Below are 16,750 nucleotides of genomic sequence, written 5' to 3'. Positions count from 1 at the left end.
CGGGATGCTATCCGCCCGCCTCCGGAGTTACGACCCCGCCCGGGAGGGGGACAAAGAGGGAGAATGCTCGTAGCGGGGGCCTGGGAGACTGCCGAGGAGGTGGCGATGGCCAGGGCGCGAAAGCCCAAGGACAGGGCGGCATCGATGCGCCAGGGGTTCGGCCTGCTCGCGGTGCTCGGCGTGATCCTCGTCCTCGCCGGAATCGTCGGGCTCGTCTACACCGGGGTCGCCACGCTCACCTCGATGCTGCTGTTCGGCTGGCTGCTGCTGATCGGCGGGATCGTCGGCCTGCTGCACGCGATCCAGGCCCGCGGCACCAGCTACTTCTGGCTCGGCGTGATCGTGGCCGCCCTGAACATCGCGGCCGGCGTCGTCGTCATCCGGCTGCCGCACGCGGCCGCCGCCGCGCTCACCATGTTCGCCGCGCTGCTGTTCCTGTCCGCCGGCCTCTTCCGGCTGGTCGGCAGCATGGTCGTACGCGGCCCCCAGTTCGGCTGGACCCTCCTGCTCGGCGTCTTCGACCTGCTGCTCGGCATCCTGGTCCTCGCCCACTGGCCCGGCAGCAGCCAGTACGTCATCGGCGCCTTCTTCTCGCTCGCCCTGCTGTTCGACGGCCTCGGCCTGGTCGCCACCGGCTACGGCGGCCGCCGGATCGTCGGCCTCGTCAGCGAGCAGCGGCAGGCGTGAGAAGCAGGCGTGAAAAGCAGTCCGACACGTGACGTTGTCATAAGCAGTCGGTAGCAGTCGGTCGGAAAGCGCTCGATATCCGGCGACTTCTGTTCAGGTGTCCGGGGCGGAGCCGGCCGTTGCCAACACTCGGTGCGTGGTGACAATCGAGCGCGAGGGTGGCGACCGGACGATGGACAACCACGGGCGCGAGGACGGTCCGCGCCCAGCGGGGGGCGCCGAGCGGGCGCCCCACCCACTGCCGTACGAGGGCGTCTGGCGGTTCACCGCGGCCGCGGTGGACGCCTCGGTCCCGCAGGCCCGGCACGCGGTGCGGGACCTGCTGCTGCGCCAGGGCGTGCCGGTCTCCGAGGATCTGGTGCAGGGCCTGCTGCTGATCGTCTCGGAGCTGGTGACCAACGCGGTCAAGCACGCGGCCCTGCTGTCGCCCGTGCTGGCGGTGGAGGTCGCGGTCGGCGCCGAGTGGGTGCGGGTGGCCGTGGAGGACAACCACCCCTACCGTCCGACGGCCCTGGAGGCCGACCACGGCCGGACCGGCGGGCGGGGGCTGCTCCTGGTGCGCGAGGTGGCCCGAGAGGCGGGCGGGGTGGTCGAGGTGGAGCACACGGCGAGCGGCGGCAAGGTGATCTGGGCCACCCTGCCGCTCAAGCCCGCGTCCCCTTAGACCGACACCGACCGACACCGACCGACGCCGCGGACACCGCGGACACCGCCGAGGCCGCGGGCGCCGGGAAGGCGTCACCAGCCCGCGGCCGGGCCCGTCAGCTCCCGGACCGCGGGGCGGGCCGCGTCCAGCACCGTCATGAACCAGGCCGAGAACGTGTCGCGGGCATGCCGCTCGGCCAGCTCCTGCGCGGTCACGAAGGCGGTCGCGGCGACCTCCTCCGCGTCCGGCGCGAGCGGCGTCTGCACCAGGCCGACGAACAGGTGGTTGAACTCCTGCTCCACCAGGCCCGAGGCCGGGTCCGGGTGGTTGTAGCGCACGGTGCCCGCCTCGGCCAGCAGCGAGGGCGACACGCCCAGCTCCTCGTACGTCCGCCGGGCGGCGGCGGCGAACGGCGCCTCACCGGGGTAGGGGTGGCCGCAGCAGGTGTTGGACCACACGCCGGGGGAGTGGTACTTGCCGAGCGCCCGCTGCTGGAGCAGCAGCCGGCCCTGCTCGTCGAAGAGGAACACCGAGAACGCGCGGTGCAACTGCCCCGGCGCCTGATGGGCGGCGAGCTTCTCCGCGGTGCCGATGGTCACGCCCTTCTCGTCGACGAGTTCCAGCAGGATCGCCTGAGCGGCGCCGTTCGTCGAGCTGTGCGTCTCGGTGGCAGGTGTGATCGGCATACCCATCCTTCGCCTCGGTCTTCGCCCCCCAAGTCTGCCGTACGAATCCGGCACTCCCGGCACTTCCCGGCACACCCGCATGTCAGAGCGTGCGACGGCGCCGGAAGGGGGACCCGGTAGATCATCGTGCCCCCGCCTCGCGGAAGGGAACCGTCCGGGTGTCGTCGAACGGATGAACGACTTCCGGGCCGCACGCCCCTGCCGATCCTGCCCGCCGCCCGCCGCCCGCCGCCCGCCGCCCGCCGCCCGCCGCCCGCCGCCCGCCGCCCGGCGCCTGCGGCTCCGGCTCAGTGGCAGAGCCGCGCCTCGTGCTCCGCGTGTCCGCCAGGCTCCAGCTGGAAGGTGCAGTGCTCGACGTCGAAGTGCGTGCCGATGCAGCCCTGGAGCTCGTGCAGCATCTTCTCGTGCCCGATGGCGCTGAGCGCCTCCGAGCTGACCACCACGTGCGCGGAGAGCACCGGCATCCCGGAGGTGATCGTCCAGGCGTGCAGGTCGTGTACGTCCTCCACGCTGTCCAGCGCCAGGATGTGCGCCCGGACCTCCGCCATGTCGACGTCCTTCGGCGCCGCCTCCAGCAGTACGTCCAGCGTCTCCCGCAGCAGCTTCAGCGTGCGCGGCACGATCATCAGACCGATGACCAGCGAGGCGATCGGGTCGGCGGCCCTGAAGCCGGTGAGCAGGATCACCGCGGCCGAGATCATCACCGCGACCGAGCCCAGCGCGTCGGCGGCGACCTCCAGGAAGGCGCCGCGCACATTCAGGCTCTCCTGCTGTCCGCGCATCAGCAGGACGAGCGAGACGGAGTTCGCCACCAGGCCGATCGCGCCGAACAGGATCATCAGACCGCCGTGGGTGTCCGCGGGGGTGACGAACCGCTGGACCGCTTCGTACAGCACATAGCCGCCGACGCCGAGCAGCAGCAGGCAGTTGGCCAGGGCGGCGAGGATCTCGGCGCGCGCGTAGCCGAAGGTGCGGTTGGCGCTCGCCGGGCGGTTGGCGAAGTGGATCGCCAGCAGCGCCATGCCGAGGCCCACCGCGTCGGTCGCCATGTGCGCGGCGTCCGCGATCAGCGCGAGCGAGTCCGAGAGGAAACCGCCGGCGATCTCCACCACCATGATCGTCAGCGTGATGCCGAGGGCGATCCGCAGCCTGCCGCGGTAGGCGGCCGCGGCCGTGCCCGTGGGCGGCGCGTGGGTGTGTGCGTGCCCGTGATCGTGCCCAGCCCCCATGGCGGAACCGTCCTTCCGTGGTCGTCCGGGGGCCCAGTCAACTACGGGCGGGGGGTATGGGGCAACGCGGCACTGAACACCGTTGTCATGTGCCCTGACCTGCGGAAACGATCCGCTGGTCAGGGCGGTACGGGATGCCTGCGGGACCCCTCGCGGGCTACTTCGCGTGATGCAGCTGCCAGCCCTCCCACGCGGAGCGCACCATCTCGTGGACGTCCCGGCGGGCACGCCAGCCCAGTTCCCGGGCGGCGCGTTCGGCCGAGGCGACCGCGCGGGGCGCGTCACCGGGCCTGCGGGGCTCCACGACCGGTTCCCGCCGGTCGCCGGAGACCTCGCCGATGACCGTGATCAGCTCCCGGACCGAAACGCCCTCGCCGCGGCCGATGTTCAGCGTCAGATCACCGGCCGGACCGGCACCGGCGAGGCGGCGCGCCGCGGCGAGGTGGGCCTCGGCGAGGTCGGCCACATGGATGTAGTCCCGTACGCAGGTGCCGTCCGGCGTCGGGTAGTCGTCGCCGAAGATCCGGGGAGCCTCGCCGCGGGTGAGCCGGTCGAAGACCATCGGCACGATGTTGAACACCCCGGTGTCCGCGAGTTCCGGCGCCGCCGCGCCCGCCACGTTGAAGTAGCGCAGGCACACGGTCGAGATGCCGTACGCCCGCCCGGCCGCCCGGACCAGCCACTCGCCGGCCAGCTTGGTCTCCCCGTAGGGGTTGACCGGGGCGCAGGGGGTGTCCTCGGTGATCAGGTCCACGTCCGGGTTGCCGTACACCGCGGCGGAGGAGGAGAACAGCAGTCGGCGCACGTCCGAGGCGGCCATGGCGTCCAGGAGGGTGGCGAGGCCGCCGACGTTCTCCCGGTAGTAGCGGGTGGGCTCGGCGACGGACTCGGCGACCTGCTTGCGGGCGGCGAGGTGGACGACGCCGGTGACGCCGTGCGCCGCGAAGACCTCGCGCAGGCGGGGCGCGTCGAGGGTGGAGCCGGTGACGAGCGGGATGCCGGAGGGGAGCCGGGAGGGGACGGCGGTGGAGAGGTCGTCCAGTACGACGACCTTCTCGCCGGCGCCGGCCATGGCGCGTGCCACGTGCGCCCCGATGTATCCGGCACCGCCGGTGATCAGCCAGGTCATGCTTCCCCACCTTATGCTCCGCGGGGTGGGCCGCTCGTGGCCGTGCGGGTGATCGGCGGCCGGCCCGGTAGCCCTCGGCGACCGTTCGCGTACCCCACGTCGACGCCCCTGTCCCGGATGCCCGAGTCTGCGGCCGCGGTTTGTGGGGGCGGGGCCGGATCGCCCATGATGATCGCGGCAAAGGGCCGGTCCCCGGACGCGGGACAGGCCGTGAACGGCCGGTGAACACGGGCTTCGGTTCATCCGATACCCTCTGCCGACATGCCGCCCGGCTGCCGCAGGCAAGGGGCGCCCCACCATGCAGAAGACCGGCGCCGACGCGCCGGCACCCAGGGAGTGAGTACGGTTGCCGACCGCCATCGTCACCGGTCAGCCGGTCCCCGGATCGTCGCTCGAGAGCGATCTGCGGTCCCTCGGCTTCGACGTCCGGATGGCGGAGAGCACCGCCGAGACCGAGACCCTGCTGGCCGCCGCCCCCGCCGGTGACCGCGTCGCCGTGGTCGACGCCGGCTTCGTCGGCCATGTGCACGCCCTGCGGCTCGGCCTGACCGACCCCCGCTTCCCGCTCGCCGCCGTACCCGGCGCCGTCACCGCCCAGCCCGCCGCCCGGCAGGCGCTGACCCGCGCCGTGGCCCGCGAGACCTCCTCGGGCGGCGGCACCGCGGTCACCGTCGGCAGCAGCCTCGCCGACCGGATCGTCACCGAGCTGGACGCCGACGGCAGCGAGGTCCACCGCCCCGAGCTGGGCAGCCTCGTCGCCGTCGTACCCGCCGATCCGCAGGCCCGCAACGAGGCGCGGCAGGCCGTCGCCGCCGTGGACGACGAGGCCGTACGCCTGAAGTCGGCCGTGAAGTCCCGCGACGGCTTCTTCACCACGCACTGCGTCAGCCCGTACTCGCGCTACATCGCCCGCTGGTGCGCCCGCCGCGGCCTGACCCCGAACCAGGTCACCACCGCCTCGCTGCTCACCGCGCTGATCGCGGCCGGCTGCGCGGCCACCGGCAGCCGCGGCGGTTTCATAGCCGCCGGCGTGCTGCTGATCGCCTCCTTCGTGCTGGACTGCACCGACGGCCAGCTCGCCCGCTACGCCCTGAAGTACTCCACGCTCGGCGCCTGGCTCGACGCCACCTTCGACCGGGCCAAGGAGTACGCCTACTACGCCGGTCTCGCCCTCGGCGCGGCCCGCGGCGGCCATGACGACGTCTGGGCACTCGCGCTCGGCGCGATGGTCCTCCAGACCTGCCGGCACGTGGTCGACTTCTCCTTCAACGAGGCCAACCACGACGCCACCGCCAACACCAGCCCCACCGCCGCCCTCTCCGACAAGCTGGACAGCGTCGGCTGGACGGTGTGGGTGCGCCGGATGATCGTGCTGCCGATCGGCGAGCGCTGGGCGATGATCGCGGTCCTGACCGCGTTCACCACCCCCCGGATCACCTTCTACGCGCTGCTCGTCGGCTGCGCCTTCGCCGCCGCGTACACCACCGCAGGCCGGGTGCTGCGCTCGCTGACCCGCAGGGCGCACCGCACCGACCGCGCCGCGCAGGCGCTGGCCGACCTCGCCGACTGCGGCCCGCTCACCGAGGCGGTCCGGCGCCTCGCCCGGCGCGGTCTGCCCGGCCTCGCGGTGCCCGCCGTCGCCCTGCTCGGCGGCGCCGCGGTCGTCGCCTGCTCGGCCTTCTGCGGCCACGGCTCGGTGCTGCCGGTGATCGGCGCCCTGGTCTACGTCCTCACCTCGGCCCTCGCCGTCGCCCGCCCGCTCAAGGGCGCCCTCGACTGGCTGGTCCCGCCGTTCTTCCGCGCCGCCGAGTACGGCACCGTCCTCGCGCTCGCGTGCAAAGCGGACGTGAACGGAGCGCTTCCCGCGGCTTTCGGGCTGGTGGCGGCGGTCGCCTACCATCACTACGACACGGTGTACCGCATCCGCGGCAACGCCGGAGCGCCGCCGGCCTGGCTGGTGCGCTCCATAGGGGGGCACGACGGGCGCACCCTGCTCGTCACCGTCCTGGCCGCGGCGCTCACCGCGGCGCAGTTCACGGCCGCGCTCACGGTACTCGCCGTGGTCGTCGCCCTGGTGGTGCTCGCGGAGAGCATCCGGTTCTGGGTGTCCGCAGGGGCGCCCGCCGTACACGATGAAGGAGAAACCGCATGATCGGCCTCGTGCTGGCGGCCGGCGCCGGACGGCGTCTGCGCCCCTACACGGACACCCTGCCCAAGGCGCTGGTGCCGGTGGGGCCCGCGGGCATAGAGGGCGAGCCCACGGTTCTCGACCTCACCCTCGGCAATTTCGCCCGGATCGGCCTCACCGAGGTCGCGGTCATCGTCGGCTACCGCAAGGAGGCCGTCTACGCCCGCCAGGCCGCCCTGGAGGAGAAGTACGGCCTGAAGCTGACGCTGATCGACAACGACAAGGCCGAGGAGTGGAACAACGCCTACTCCCTGTGGTGCGGCCGGGACGCGCTCAAGGACGGCGTGATCCTCGCCAACGGCGACACCGTGCACCCGGTCTCCGTCGAGGAGACGCTGCTGGCCGCGCGCGGTGACGGCAAGAAGATCATCCTCGCGCTCGACACCGTGAAGTCCCTGGCGGACGAGGAGATGAAGGTCGTCGTCGACCCCGAGAAGGGGATGACGAGGATCACGAAGCTGATGGACCCGGCCGAGGCGACCGGCGAGTACATCGGCGTGACCCTGATCGAGGGCGACGCGGCCGAGGCGCTGGGCGACGCGCTGAAGACGGTCTGGGAGACCGACCCGCAGCAGTTCTACGAGCACGGCTACCAGGAGCTGGTCGACCGCGGCTTCCGGATCGACGTGGCGCCCATCGGCGACGTCGACTGGGTCGAGATCGACAACCACGACGACCTGGCCAAGGGGCGGGAGATCGCGTGCCGCTACTGACCCGGCTGATCCCCTCGCCGGTCGTCGTGGACATCCGTCCGGGTGCCCTGGACGACCTGGCCGGTGTCCTCGCCGACGAGCGCATCTCCCAGTCGGGCCGCCTCGCCGTCGCCGTCAGCGGCGGCTCCGGCGCCCAGCTGCGCGAGCGCCTCGCCCCCTCGCTGCCCGGCGCGTCCTGGTACGAGGTGGGCGGCGGCACCCTGGACGACGCGATCCGGCTGGCCGGCGAGATGAAGTCCGGCCACTACGACGCGGTGGTCGGGCTCGGCGGCGGCAAGATCATCGACTGCGCCAAGTTCGCCGCGGCGCGCATCGGCCTGCCCCTGGTCGCCGTGCCCACGAACCTCGCGCACGACGGCCTGTGCTCGCCGGTCGCCACCCTGGACAACGACGCGGGGCGCGGCTCCTACGGCGTGCCGAACCCGATCGCGGTCGTCATCGACCTGGACGTGATCCGCGCGGCCCCGGCCCGCTTCGTCCGGGCCGGCATCGGCGACGCCATCTCCAACATCAACGCGATCGCGGACTGGGAGCTGTCCCACCGGGTCAACGGCGAGAAGATCGACGGTCTCGCCGCGGCCATGGCCCGCCAGGCCGGCGAGGCGGTGCTGCGGCACCCCGGCGGCATCGGCGACAACGGCTTCCTCCAGGTGCTCGCCGAGGCGCTGGTGCTCAGCGGCATCTCGATGTCGATCTCCGGTGACTCCCGGCCCTCCTCCGGTTCCTGCCACGAGATCAACCACGCCTTCGACCTGCTGTTCCCGAAGCGCGCGGCCGCCCATGGCGAGCAGTGCGGGCTCGGCGCGGCCTTCGCCATGTATCTGCGCGGGGCCCACGAGGAGGCCGCGCACACCGCCGGGGTGCTGCGCCGGCACGGACTACCGGTGCTGCCGGAGGAGATCGGCTTCACCGTGGACGAGTTCGTCCGCGCCGTGGAGTTCGCGCCGGAGACCCGGCCGGGCCGCTACACCATCCTCGAACACCTCGACCTCAAGCCGACCCAGATCAAGGACATCTACGCCGACTATGTCAAGGCCATCGGTAGCTGAACTCCGTCCGGTCGTCCACCCCGCAGGGGTGAAGGACCGGCGCAGCGGTGAGCACTGGGCGGGACGCCTCTACATGCGCGAGGTCTCCCTGCGCATCGACCGCTACCTGGTGAACACCAGGGTCACGCCCAATCAGCTCACGTACCTGATGACCCTGTGCGGTGTGCTCGCGGCCCCGGCCCTGCTGGTGCCGGGGATCTGGGGCGCGATCCTCGGCGTCGTCGCCACCCAGCTCTACCTGCTGCTGGACTGCGTCGACGGCGAGATCGCGCGCTGGCGCAAGCAGTACTCGCTCGCCGGTGTCTACCTGGACCGCGTCGGCGCCTACCTCACCGACGCGGCCGTGCTGGTCGGCCTCGGGCTGCGCGCCGCCGACCTGTGGGGCGGCGGCCGTATCGACTGGCTGTGGGCCTTCCTCGGCACCCTGGCCGCGCTCGGCGCGATCCTGATCAAGGCGGAGACCGACCTGGTCGGCGTGGCCCGGCACCAGACCGGCCGGCCGCCGGTGCAGGAAGCCGCCGCCGAGCCGCGTTCCTCCGGGATGGCGCTGGCCCGCCGGGCCGCCTCGGCGCTGAAGTTCCACCGGCTCATCCTCGGCATCGAGGCCTCGCTGCTGATCGTGCTCCTCGCCATCGCGGACCACATCCACGGCGACCTGTTCTTCACCCGGCTCGGCACCGCCGTCCTCGCCGGCATCGCCCTGCTCCAGACGCTGCTGCACCTGGTGTCCATCCTCGCCTCCAGCAGGCTGAAGTGAGCGCGGCCATGCGGGTCGGCGCCGTCATCATCACCATGGGCAACCGGCCCGAGGAGCTGCGCGCCCTGCTCGACTCGGTCGCCGGGCAGGACGGGGACCGGGTCGAGGTGGTCGTCGTCGGCAACGGCTCCCCGGTGCCCGAAGTCCCCGAGGGCGTACGCACCGTCGAACTGCCGGAGAACCTCGGCATTCCGGGCGGCCGCAATGTCGGCATAGAGGCGTTCGGCCCCGGCGGCCAGGATGTCGACATCCTGCTTTTCCTGGACGACGACGGCCTGCTCGCCCGGCGCGACACCGCCGAGCTGTGCCGCGAGGCCTTCGCCGCCGACCCGGAGCTGGGCATCATCAGCTTCCGCATCGCCGACCCCGAGACCGGCGAGACGCAGCGCCGCCATGTGCCCCGGCTGCGCGCCTCGGACCCGCTGCGCTCCTCGCGCGTGACCACCTTCCTGGGCGGCGCCAACGCGGTGCGCACCGCGGTGTTCGCCCAGGTCGGCGGGCTGCCCGACGAGTTCTTCTACGCCCACGAGGAGACCGATCTGGCCTGGCGGGCGCTGGACGCCGGCTGGCTGATCGACTACCGCTCCGACATGGTGCTGTACCACCCGACGACCGCGCCCTCCCGGCACGCCGTCTACCACCGCATGGTGGCCCGCAACCGCGTCTGGCTCGCCCGGCGCAACCTCCCCGCCCCGCTGATCCCCGTCTACCTGGGGGTCTGGCTGCTGCTGACGCTGGCCCGCCGCCCCTCGCGGCCGGCCCTGAAGGCCTGGTTCGGCGGGTTCAAGGAGGGCTGGACCACGTCCTGCGGTCCGCGCCGTCCGATGCGCTGGCGCACGGTCTGGCGGCTCACCCGGCTGGGCCGTCCCCCGGTCATCTGAGAAGCTTCTTACCTGAACAGCAAGCTTCTTACCGAGAGAGTCCGGGTTCTTACTCGTGAGTCACACAACGCATGACGCCGGTGTCGCGGTGGGCGCGATACCGGTGCCCGACGAGGGGCTGACGCCGGCCGAGCTGGCCGCCCGGTACGGGCTCGCCGTCAGCGGCGCCCGTCCCTCGCTGGTGGAGTACGTCCGTCAGCTGTGGAGCCGGCGCCACTTCATCCTCGCCTTCTCGCAGGCGAAGCTGACGGCGCAGTACAGCCAGGCCAAGCTGGGCCAGCTGTGGCAGGTCGCCACCCCGCTGCTGAACGCGGCCGTGTACTACTTCATCTTCGGCGTCATCCTGCACGCCAGCCGCGGCATGTCGCATGACGTGTACATCCCGTTCCTGGTCACCGGCGTCTTCGTGTTCACCTTCACGCAGAGCTCGGTCATGTCGGGCGTGCGCGCCATCTCCGGGAACCTCGGGCTGGTGCGCGCCCTGCACTTCCCGCGCGCCTCGCTGCCCGTCTCCTTCTCGCTCCAGCAGCTCCAGCAGCTGCTGTTCTCGATGATCGTGCTGTTCGTCGTGGCGATCGGCTTCGGCAGCTATCCGGGCATGTCCTGGCTGCTGATCGTGCCGGTGCTGGCGCTCCAGTTCCTGTTCAACACCGGCCTTGCGCTGATCGTGGCCCGGATGGGCGCCAAGACGCCGGACATGGCGCAGCTGATGCCGTTCGTGCTGCGCACCTGGATGTACACCTCCGGCGTGATGTTCTCCATCAGCACGATGATGGCGGACCGCCCGGAGTGGGCGGTGCGGCTGCTCCAGGTCAACCCGGCCGCGATCTACATGGACCTGATGCGCTTCGCGCTGATCGACGGCTACGGCGCCTCGAACCTGCCCCCGCACGTGTGGGCGATCGCGGCGTTCTGGGCCGTGGCGGTCTTCGCGGGCGGCTTCGTGTACTTCTGGAAGGCGGAGGAGCGGTACGGCCGTGGCTGAGCAGAACGCCGAGCGGAACCCCCAGCAGGGCGCCACGGGCACCGGCGAGCGCCGCCCGACGGTCATCGCGGACGACCTGCACATCGTCTACCGGGTCAACGGCGCCAAGACCGGCAAGGGCAGCGCCACGGCCGCCCTCAGCCGGATCCTGCGGCGCGGCGAGGAGCGGGGCGTGCGCAAGGTGCACGCCGTGCGCGGGGTCTCCTTCGTCGCCTACCGGGGCGAGGCCATCGGCCTGATCGGCTCCAACGGCTCCGGCAAGTCCACCCTGCTGCGCGCCATCGCCGGGCTGCTGCCCGCGGAGCGGGGCAAGGTCTACACCGACGGCCAGCCCTCCCTGCTGGGCGTGAACGCGGCCCTGATGAACGACCTGACCGGCGAGCGCAACGTCATCCTGGGCGGCCTCGCCATGGGCATGTCGCGCGAGCAGATCAAGGAGCGCTATCAGGACATCGTCGACTTCTCCGGAATCAACGAGAAGGGCGACTTCATCACCCTGCCGATGCGCACCTACTCCTCCGGTATGGCCGCGCGGCTGCGTTTCTCCATCGCCGCCGCCAAGGACCACGATGTCCTCATGATTGACGAGGCCCTCGCCACCGGTGACCGCAAGTTCCAGAAGCGCTCCGAGGAACGCATCCGGGAACTGCGCAAGGAGGCCGGCACGGTCTTTCTGGTCAGCCACAACAACAAGTCCATCCGCGACACCTGCAACCGCGTGCTGTGGCTGGAACGCGGTGAGCTGCGCATGGACGGGCCGACCGAAGAGGTGCTCAAGGAGTACGAGAAGTTCACCGGCAAGTGAACTGTTTCGGCCAGAGCCCCGCCGGCAACCTTCCGGCGGGGCTCCGCGTATGCAAAGGAAGCGTCAACTCCGAAGGCTGCCAGGAATCTTGACGCCGATCGGTGTGTTGTTGTGATCTGCGGGACACCCCCCGGAAGCTAGATGCGTTGTACAACGTAAGCTGTACCGGTGCCGGAAAGCGGCAAGTGGGGCGATAATGCGCGACACCCTGCGCCAGGGCACGCCCCGCGAATTGCCGGGCGGCGTGTCCGAAATAGTGTGTATTGGGTCGGCAGTGTAGAACGGGAGATGTGACGGCAATGGCTACGGAAACTCCCCAGCTCAACGCAGCATGTGCCGTTGCCGCTCCGGGCGTCGCCCGATGACGGCCACCCAAGCGGCGCCGGACCTGGAACGCGCCACCCTCGACAAGGCCGCGAGCGAGAACTTTCCCGTGGCCCCCTTCTTCCTGCCCCGCGACTGGCGCGACGACCTCATGGCGGTCTACGGCTTCGCCCGTCTGGTCGACGACATCGGCGACGGCGACCTCGCCCCCGGCGGGGCCGACGCCGAACTGCTCGGCGTGTCGGCCACCGAGGCCGGCGACCGGCTGCTCCTGCTCGACGCCTTCGAGGCCGATCTGCGCCGGGTCTTCGACGCCACGCCGCGCCATCCCCTGCTGCGCCGCCTCCAGCCCGTCGTACGCCGCCGGGGGCTCACCCCCGAGCCGTTCCTCGGCCTGATCGCCGCCAACCGCCAGGACCAGCTCGTCTCCCGGTACGAGACGTACGACGACCTCCTCGCCTACTGCGAACTGTCCGCCAACCCCGTCGGCCGCCTCGTCCTCGCCGTCACCGGCACCTCGACCCCCGAGCGGATCCGGCTCTCCGACGCGATCTGCACCGCGCTCCAGATCGTGGAGCACCTCCAGGACGTCGCCGAGGACCTCCGCCGCGACCGGATCTACCTTCCGGCCGAGGACATGAAACGCTTCCATGTCACGGAATCCGATCTTTCCGTGAAAACCGCGGGCGCATCGGTGCGCGCCCTGGTTGCATACGAAGCACAACGCGCCCGCGATCTGCTGAATGAAGGCGCCCCCCTCGTGGGTAGCGTCCACGGCAGGTTGAAGCTGCTGCTCGCAGGGTTCGTGGCGGGGGGAAGGGCGGCGGTCCACGCGATCGCCGCCGCCGAATACGACGTACTTCCCGGCCCGCCCAAGCCAGGCAAGGTCCAGTTGCTGCGTGAGGCGGGCGTGATTCTGCGAGGAGAGGGGTGATCCGGACCGTGGAGTCCCCGTCGCACGTGTCCGCACCGGTGCTCGCCGCCTACCGCTACTGCGAGACGGTGACCGGACAGCAGGCCCGTAACTTCGCGTACGGCATCCGGCTGCTGCCCACACCGAAGCGGCGCGCCATGTCGGCGCTGTACGCGTTCTCACGGCGTGTCGACGACATCGGCGACGGCGACCTGGCCGACGACGTGAAGGTGGCACGGCTCCAGGAGACCCGCGCCCTGCTCGCCCGGATCCGCGAGGGCCGCATCGAGGAGGACCACACCGACCCGGTGGCCGTCGCCCTCGCGCACGCCGCGGACGCCTTCCCGATCCCGCTCGGCGGCCTGGACGAGCTGATCGACGGCGTCGAGATGGACACGCGCGGGGAGACCTACGAGACCTGGGACGACCTGAAGGTCTACTGCCGGTGTGTCGCCGGTGCCATCGGCCGCCTCTCGCTCGGCGTGTTCGGCACCGAACCGGGCGCCCGCGGCGCCGAGCGCGCCGCCGAGTACGCCGACACGCTCGGCCTCGCGCTCCAGCTCACCAACATCCTCCGGGACGTCCGCGAGGACGCCCAGGACGGCCGTACCTACCTGCCCGCCGACGACCTGGCCAAGTTCGGCTGCTCGGCCGGGTTCGAGCGGCCGACGCCCCCGGAGGGCTCCGACTTCGCGGGCCTCGTCCACTTCGAGGTCCGCCGCGCCCGCGCCCTTTTCGCCGAGGGCTACCAGCTGCTGCCCATGCTCGACCGGCGCAGCGGCGCCTGCGTGGCCGCCATGGCCGGCATCTACCGCCGCCTCCTCGACCGCATCGCGCGCGACCCCGAGGCCGTGCTGCGCGGCCGGGTCTCGCTGCCCGGACACGAGAAGGCGTACGTCGCGGTGCGCGGCCTGTCCGGCCTCGACACCCGGCAGGTCACCCGTCACGGCGCCGGGCGGCCCGTCGGGAGGCGCGCCTGATGGACCTCACCGGACCAGAGGACTTCCACCGGGCAACCCCGCGCCCCGGCGTGGCGTCCCTGACTGCGACGACCGTGCGTGCACCGTTCAACCAGCACGGCCGGCACGCACGGAAGGACGCACCATGAGCGACGGCGCACGCCCCGCACCGGGCCGCCGCATCCCCGACAGCGCACCGCGCGGCGCCGTCGTGATCGGCGGCGGCCTCGCCGGCATCACCGCGGCACTCGCCCTGGCCGACGCGGGCGTCCGCGTCACCCTGCTCGAAGGCAGGCCCAGGCTGGGCGGCCTCGCCTTCTCCTTCCAGCGCGGCGAACTGACCGTCGACAACGGCCAGCACGTGTACCTGCGCTGCTGCACCGCCTACCGCTGGTTCCTCGACCGGATCGAGGGCGCGGCGCTGGCACCGCTTCAGGACCGCCTGGACGTGCCCGTCGTGGACCTCGCCAAGCCCGAGGGCAGGCGGCTCGGCCGGCTGCGGCGCGACCCGCTGCCCGTCCCCCTGCACCTGGGGCGCAGCCTGGCCGCCTATCCGCACCTCTCGCTCGCCGAGCGCGCCCTGGTCGGGCGGGCCGCGCTCGCGCTCAAGGGTCTCGACCTCGCCGATCCGACCCTGGACACCCAGGACTTCGGCAGCTGGCTGGCCGCCCACGGCCAGTCCGCGCGTGCCGTCGAGGCCCTGTGGGACCTGGTCGGGGTCGCCACCCTCAACGCGGTCGCGGGCGACGCCTCGCTGGGGCTCGCCGCGATGGTGTTCAAGACCGGTCTGCTGTCCGAACCGGGCGCGGCCGACATCGGCTGGGCCCATGTCCCGCTGGGCGAACTGCACGACCGGCTGGCCCGCAGGGCGCTCGACTCCGCGGGCGTGCGTACCGAGATCCGTTCACGCGTCACCTCCGTCTCTGCCATGGAGAACGGCGGCTGGCGCGTCGAGGTTCCCGGCGAGCGCATCGAAACCGACGCCGTCGTCCTCGCCGTACCCCAGCGCGAGGCGTACGACCTGCTGCCGCCCGGCGCCCTCGACGCCCCCGAGCGGCTGCTGGAGATCGGCACCGCCCCCATCCTCAACGTGCATGTGGTGTACGACCGCAAGGTCCTCGCGCGGCCCTTCTTCGCCGCCCTCGGCACCCCCGTGCAGTGGGTCTTCGACCGCACCCACGCCTCCGGGCTCCGCTCGGGCCAGTACCTCGCGCTGTCCCAGTCGGCGGCGCAGGACGACATCGACCTCCCGGTCGCGCGGCTGCGCGAGCGCTACGTCCCGGAGCTGGAGAAGCTCGTTCCGGGTACGCGCGGCGCCGTGATCGAGGACTTCTTCGTGACCCGCGAGCGCACGGCGACGTTCGCGCCCGCCCCCGGCGTCGGGCGGCTGCGCCCCGGCGCCCGCACCAAGGCAGCCGGCCTGTACCTGGCCGGAGCGTGGACCGCCACCGGGTGGCCCGCGACCATGGAGAGTGCGGTCCGCAGCGGAGTGAGCGCGGCCGACGCCGCGCTGCGCGCCCTGGGCCGGCCCCGTCCGAGCCGTCTCTTCGCCTTCGAGGAGGCGGCCTGATGCCCCATCGGCAGCCGGCGGCAGGCCCCCGCACCTTCGGTACCGCAACAAGAGGAGAGACTGTGCCCACTGTGCCCCCGGCCTCGACGGAGACCGCGGTGGACGTCACCGCGCTGCTGGAGCGCGGCCGGACCCTGGCCACACCGGTCCTGCGTGCGGCCGTCGACCGCCTCGCTCCTCCCATGGACACCGTCGCCGCCTACCACTTCGGCTGGATCGACGCCGCCGGCAACCCTGCCGACGGCGACGGCGGCAAGGCCGTGCGGCCCGCGCTCGCCGTGCTCTCCGCCGAGGTCACCGGCAGTACGCCCGAGACCGGCGTGCCGGGCGCCGTCGCCGTCGAACTGGTCCACAACTTCTCGCTGTTGCACGACGACCTGATGGACGGCGACGAGCAGCGCCGCCACCGCGACACCGTGTGGAAGGTGCACGGCCCCGCCCAGGCCATCCTGGTCGGCGACGCCCTGTTCGCGCTGGCCAACGAGGTGCTGCTGGAGCTCGGCTCGGTCGAGGCCGGCCGCGCCACCCGCCGGCTGACCTCCGCGACCCGCGCCCTGATCGACGGTCAGGCCCAGGACATCTCCTACGAGCACCGCGACCGGGTCAGCGTCGAGGAGTGCCTGGAGATGGAGGGCAACAAGACCGGCGCGCTGCTCGCCTGCGCCTCCTCCATCGGCGCGGTCCTCGGCGGCGCGGACGACGCCACCGCCGACGCGCTGGAGCGCTACGGCTACCACCTCGGCCTCGCCTTCCAGGCCGTGGACGACCTGCTCGGCATCTGGGGCGACCCGGAGGCCACCGGCAAGCAGACCTGGAGCGACCTGCGCCAGCGCAAGAAGTCGCTGCCCGTGGTCGCGGCGCTCGCGGCCGGCGGCCCCGCCTCCGAGCGGCTCGGCGAGATCCTCGCCGCCGACGCCAAGAGCAGCGACTTCGAGAACTTCTCCGAGGAGGAGTTCGCGGCCCGCGCCGCCCTCATCGAGGAGGCCGGCGGCCGCGAATGGACCGCCGAGGAGGCGCGCCGCCAGCATGCCATCGCGATCGGCGCCCTCGACGCGGTCGCCATGCCGGACCGAGTGCGGGCCGCCTTCACGGCCCTCGCCGACTTCGTCGTCGTACGGAAGAGATGATCACTATCGGCCGAACAAGCCTCGCGTAGTCGCCGGCCGGTGTCGCGACAGGAAGCACACCGGCCGACGGCGGACCCACAGCAGCACGTCTCGCACGACTGT

General features: G+C 72.1%; 17 protein-coding genes. 14 read left to right on the top strand and 3 right to left on the bottom strand.

What is annotated here, in order from left to right; all coding sequences use genetic code 11:
• The first annotated feature begins 105 nt into the window (after nucleotides 1-105).
• Together AC069R_RS02970 and AC069R_RS02965 are read left to right on the top strand one after the other, a co-directional pair.
• Nucleotides 106-687 (top strand): HdeD family acid-resistance protein, encoded by a 582-nt coding sequence (locus tag AC069R_RS02970; protein WP_478763975.1) that lies wholly within the window; start codon nucleotides 106-108, stop codon nucleotides 685-687.
• A gap of 172 nt (nucleotides 688-859) precedes the next feature.
• On the top strand, nucleotides 860-1,351 hold the full coding sequence (locus AC069R_RS02965; protein ID WP_478764222.1) for an ATP-binding protein: 492 nt from the start codon (nucleotides 860-862) through the stop codon (nucleotides 1,349-1,351).
• A gap of 74 nt (nucleotides 1,352-1,425) precedes the next feature.
• On the opposite strand, the gene idi is transcribed toward AC069R_RS02965, so the two are convergent.
• From idi to galE, 3 genes are all read right to left on the bottom strand, one after another.
• Nucleotides 1,426-2,019: an isopentenyl-diphosphate Delta-isomerase gene (gene idi, locus AC069R_RS02960; RefSeq protein WP_397982975.1), complete on the bottom strand. Its 594-nt coding sequence runs from the start codon at nucleotides 2,017-2,019 to the stop codon at nucleotides 1,426-1,428.
• 287 nt (nucleotides 2,020-2,306) lie between these two features.
• On the bottom strand, nucleotides 2,307-3,248 hold the full coding sequence (locus AC069R_RS02955; RefSeq protein ID WP_478763973.1) for a cation diffusion facilitator family transporter: 942 nt from the start codon (nucleotides 3,246-3,248) through the stop codon (nucleotides 2,307-2,309).
• Nucleotides 3,249-3,405: 157 nt separating this feature from the next.
• Nucleotides 3,406-4,377, bottom strand: coding sequence for a UDP-glucose 4-epimerase GalE (galE, locus tag AC069R_RS02950; RefSeq protein ID WP_478763972.1), 972 nt, complete (start codon nucleotides 4,375-4,377; stop codon nucleotides 3,406-3,408).
• Nucleotides 4,378-4,723: 346 nt separating this feature from the next.
• Here galE and AC069R_RS02945 point away from each other — a divergent pair, with 346 nt between their 5' ends.
• The 12 genes from AC069R_RS02945 (at nucleotide 4,724) to AC069R_RS02890 (ending at nucleotide 16,648) form a co-directional block, all read left to right on the top strand.
• Nucleotides 4,724-6,529: a DUF5941 domain-containing protein gene (locus tag AC069R_RS02945; protein WP_478763970.1), complete on the top strand. Its 1,806-nt coding sequence runs from the start codon at nucleotides 4,724-4,726 to the stop codon at nucleotides 6,527-6,529.
• Entirely contained in the window at nucleotides 6,526-7,278 is a 753-nt protein-coding gene (locus AC069R_RS02940; protein ID WP_478763968.1) for a phosphocholine cytidylyltransferase family protein, read from the top strand. The genes AC069R_RS02945 and AC069R_RS02940 overlap by 4 nt, the downstream gene beginning before the upstream one ends.
• On the top strand, nucleotides 7,266-8,327 hold the full coding sequence (locus AC069R_RS02935) for an iron-containing alcohol dehydrogenase family protein (protein WP_397982970.1): 1,062 nt from the start codon (nucleotides 7,266-7,268) through the stop codon (nucleotides 8,325-8,327). Before AC069R_RS02940 ends, AC069R_RS02935 begins: the two co-directional genes overlap by 13 nt.
• Nucleotides 8,305-9,084, top strand: coding sequence for a CDP-alcohol phosphatidyltransferase family protein (locus tag AC069R_RS02930; RefSeq protein ID WP_397982969.1), 780 nt, complete (start codon nucleotides 8,305-8,307; stop codon nucleotides 9,082-9,084). The genes AC069R_RS02935 and AC069R_RS02930 overlap by 23 nt, the downstream gene beginning before the upstream one ends.
• Before the next feature lie 8 nt (nucleotides 9,085-9,092).
• A complete protein-coding gene (locus AC069R_RS02925; RefSeq protein WP_478764220.1) occupies nucleotides 9,093-9,965 on the top strand; it encodes a glycosyltransferase family 2 protein in 873 nt (290 codons plus the stop codon).
• A 55-nt stretch (nucleotides 9,966-10,020) separates the two neighbouring features.
• Nucleotides 10,021-10,950, top strand: a complete 930-nt coding sequence (locus AC069R_RS02920) for an ABC transporter permease (protein ID WP_478763965.1) — start codon at nucleotides 10,021-10,023, stop codon at nucleotides 10,948-10,950.
• Entirely contained in the window at nucleotides 10,943-11,755 is an 813-nt protein-coding gene (locus AC069R_RS02915) for an ABC transporter ATP-binding protein (RefSeq protein ID WP_397982966.1), read from the top strand. Before AC069R_RS02920 ends, AC069R_RS02915 begins: the two co-directional genes overlap by 8 nt.
• Nucleotides 11,756-12,116: 361 nt before the next feature.
• Nucleotides 12,117-13,013 carry a squalene synthase HpnC gene (hpnC, locus tag AC069R_RS02910; protein ID WP_478763963.1) on the top strand — a complete coding sequence of 299 codons (897 nt, stop codon included), beginning with the start codon at nucleotides 12,117-12,119 and terminating at the stop codon, nucleotides 13,011-13,013.
• Nucleotides 13,010-13,972 (top strand): presqualene diphosphate synthase HpnD, encoded by a 963-nt coding sequence (gene hpnD, locus AC069R_RS02905; RefSeq protein WP_478763961.1) that lies wholly within the window; start codon nucleotides 13,010-13,012, stop codon nucleotides 13,970-13,972. The genes hpnC and hpnD overlap by 4 nt, the downstream gene beginning before the upstream one ends.
• Nucleotides 13,972-14,100 carry a DUF6380 family protein gene (locus AC069R_RS02900; protein ID WP_478763960.1) on the top strand — a complete coding sequence of 43 codons (129 nt, stop codon included), beginning with the start codon at nucleotides 13,972-13,974 and terminating at the stop codon, nucleotides 14,098-14,100. Before hpnD ends, AC069R_RS02900 begins: the two co-directional genes overlap by 1 nt.
• Nucleotides 14,097-15,521 (top strand): hydroxysqualene dehydroxylase HpnE, encoded by a 1,425-nt coding sequence (gene hpnE / locus AC069R_RS02895; RefSeq protein WP_478763959.1) that lies wholly within the window; start codon nucleotides 14,097-14,099, stop codon nucleotides 15,519-15,521. The genes AC069R_RS02900 and hpnE overlap by 4 nt, the downstream gene beginning before the upstream one ends.
• On the top strand, nucleotides 15,521-16,648 hold the full coding sequence (locus AC069R_RS02890; protein ID WP_397982961.1) for a polyprenyl synthetase family protein: 1,128 nt from the start codon (nucleotides 15,521-15,523) through the stop codon (nucleotides 16,646-16,648). The genes hpnE and AC069R_RS02890 overlap by 1 nt, the downstream gene beginning before the upstream one ends.
• Nucleotides 16,649-16,750 lie beyond the last annotated feature (102 nt).

Source organism: Streptomyces sp. NPDC043952 (genome assembly GCF_056435325.1).
This window is presented reverse-complemented; position numbering and strand designations above follow the sequence as displayed.

Bases quoted from the DNA above. Each gene is read 5' to 3' on its own strand.
- AC069R_RS02970 (WP_478763975.1), top strand. From the start codon at position 106: ATGGCCAGGGCGCGAAAGCCCAAGGACAGGGCGGCATCGATGCGCCAG.
- AC069R_RS02965 (WP_478764222.1), top strand. From the start codon at position 860: ATGGACAACCACGGGCGCGAGGACGGTCCGCGCCCAGCGGGGGGCGCC.
- idi (WP_397982975.1), bottom strand. From the start codon at position 2,019: ATGCCGATCACACCTGCCACCGAGACGCACAGCTCGACGAACGGCGCC.
- AC069R_RS02955 (WP_478763973.1), bottom strand. From the start codon at position 3,248: ATGGGGGCTGGGCACGATCACGGGCACGCACACACCCACGCGCCGCCC.
- galE (WP_478763972.1), bottom strand. From the start codon at position 4,377: ATGACCTGGCTGATCACCGGCGGTGCCGGATACATCGGGGCGCACGTG.
- AC069R_RS02940 (WP_478763968.1), top strand. From the start codon at position 6,526: ATGATCGGCCTCGTGCTGGCGGCCGGCGCCGGACGGCGTCTGCGCCCC.
- AC069R_RS02930 (WP_397982969.1), top strand. From the start codon at position 8,305: ATGTCAAGGCCATCGGTAGCTGAACTCCGTCCGGTCGTCCACCCCGCA.
- AC069R_RS02925 (WP_478764220.1), top strand. From the start codon at position 9,093: ATGCGGGTCGGCGCCGTCATCATCACCATGGGCAACCGGCCCGAGGAG.
- hpnC (WP_478763963.1), top strand. From the start codon at position 12,117: ATGACGGCCACCCAAGCGGCGCCGGACCTGGAACGCGCCACCCTCGAC.
- AC069R_RS02900 (WP_478763960.1), top strand. From the start codon at position 13,972: ATGGACCTCACCGGACCAGAGGACTTCCACCGGGCAACCCCGCGCCCC.
- hpnE (WP_478763959.1), top strand. From the start codon at position 14,097: ATGAGCGACGGCGCACGCCCCGCACCGGGCCGCCGCATCCCCGACAGC.
- AC069R_RS02890 (WP_397982961.1), top strand. From the start codon at position 15,521: ATGCCCCATCGGCAGCCGGCGGCAGGCCCCCGCACCTTCGGTACCGCA.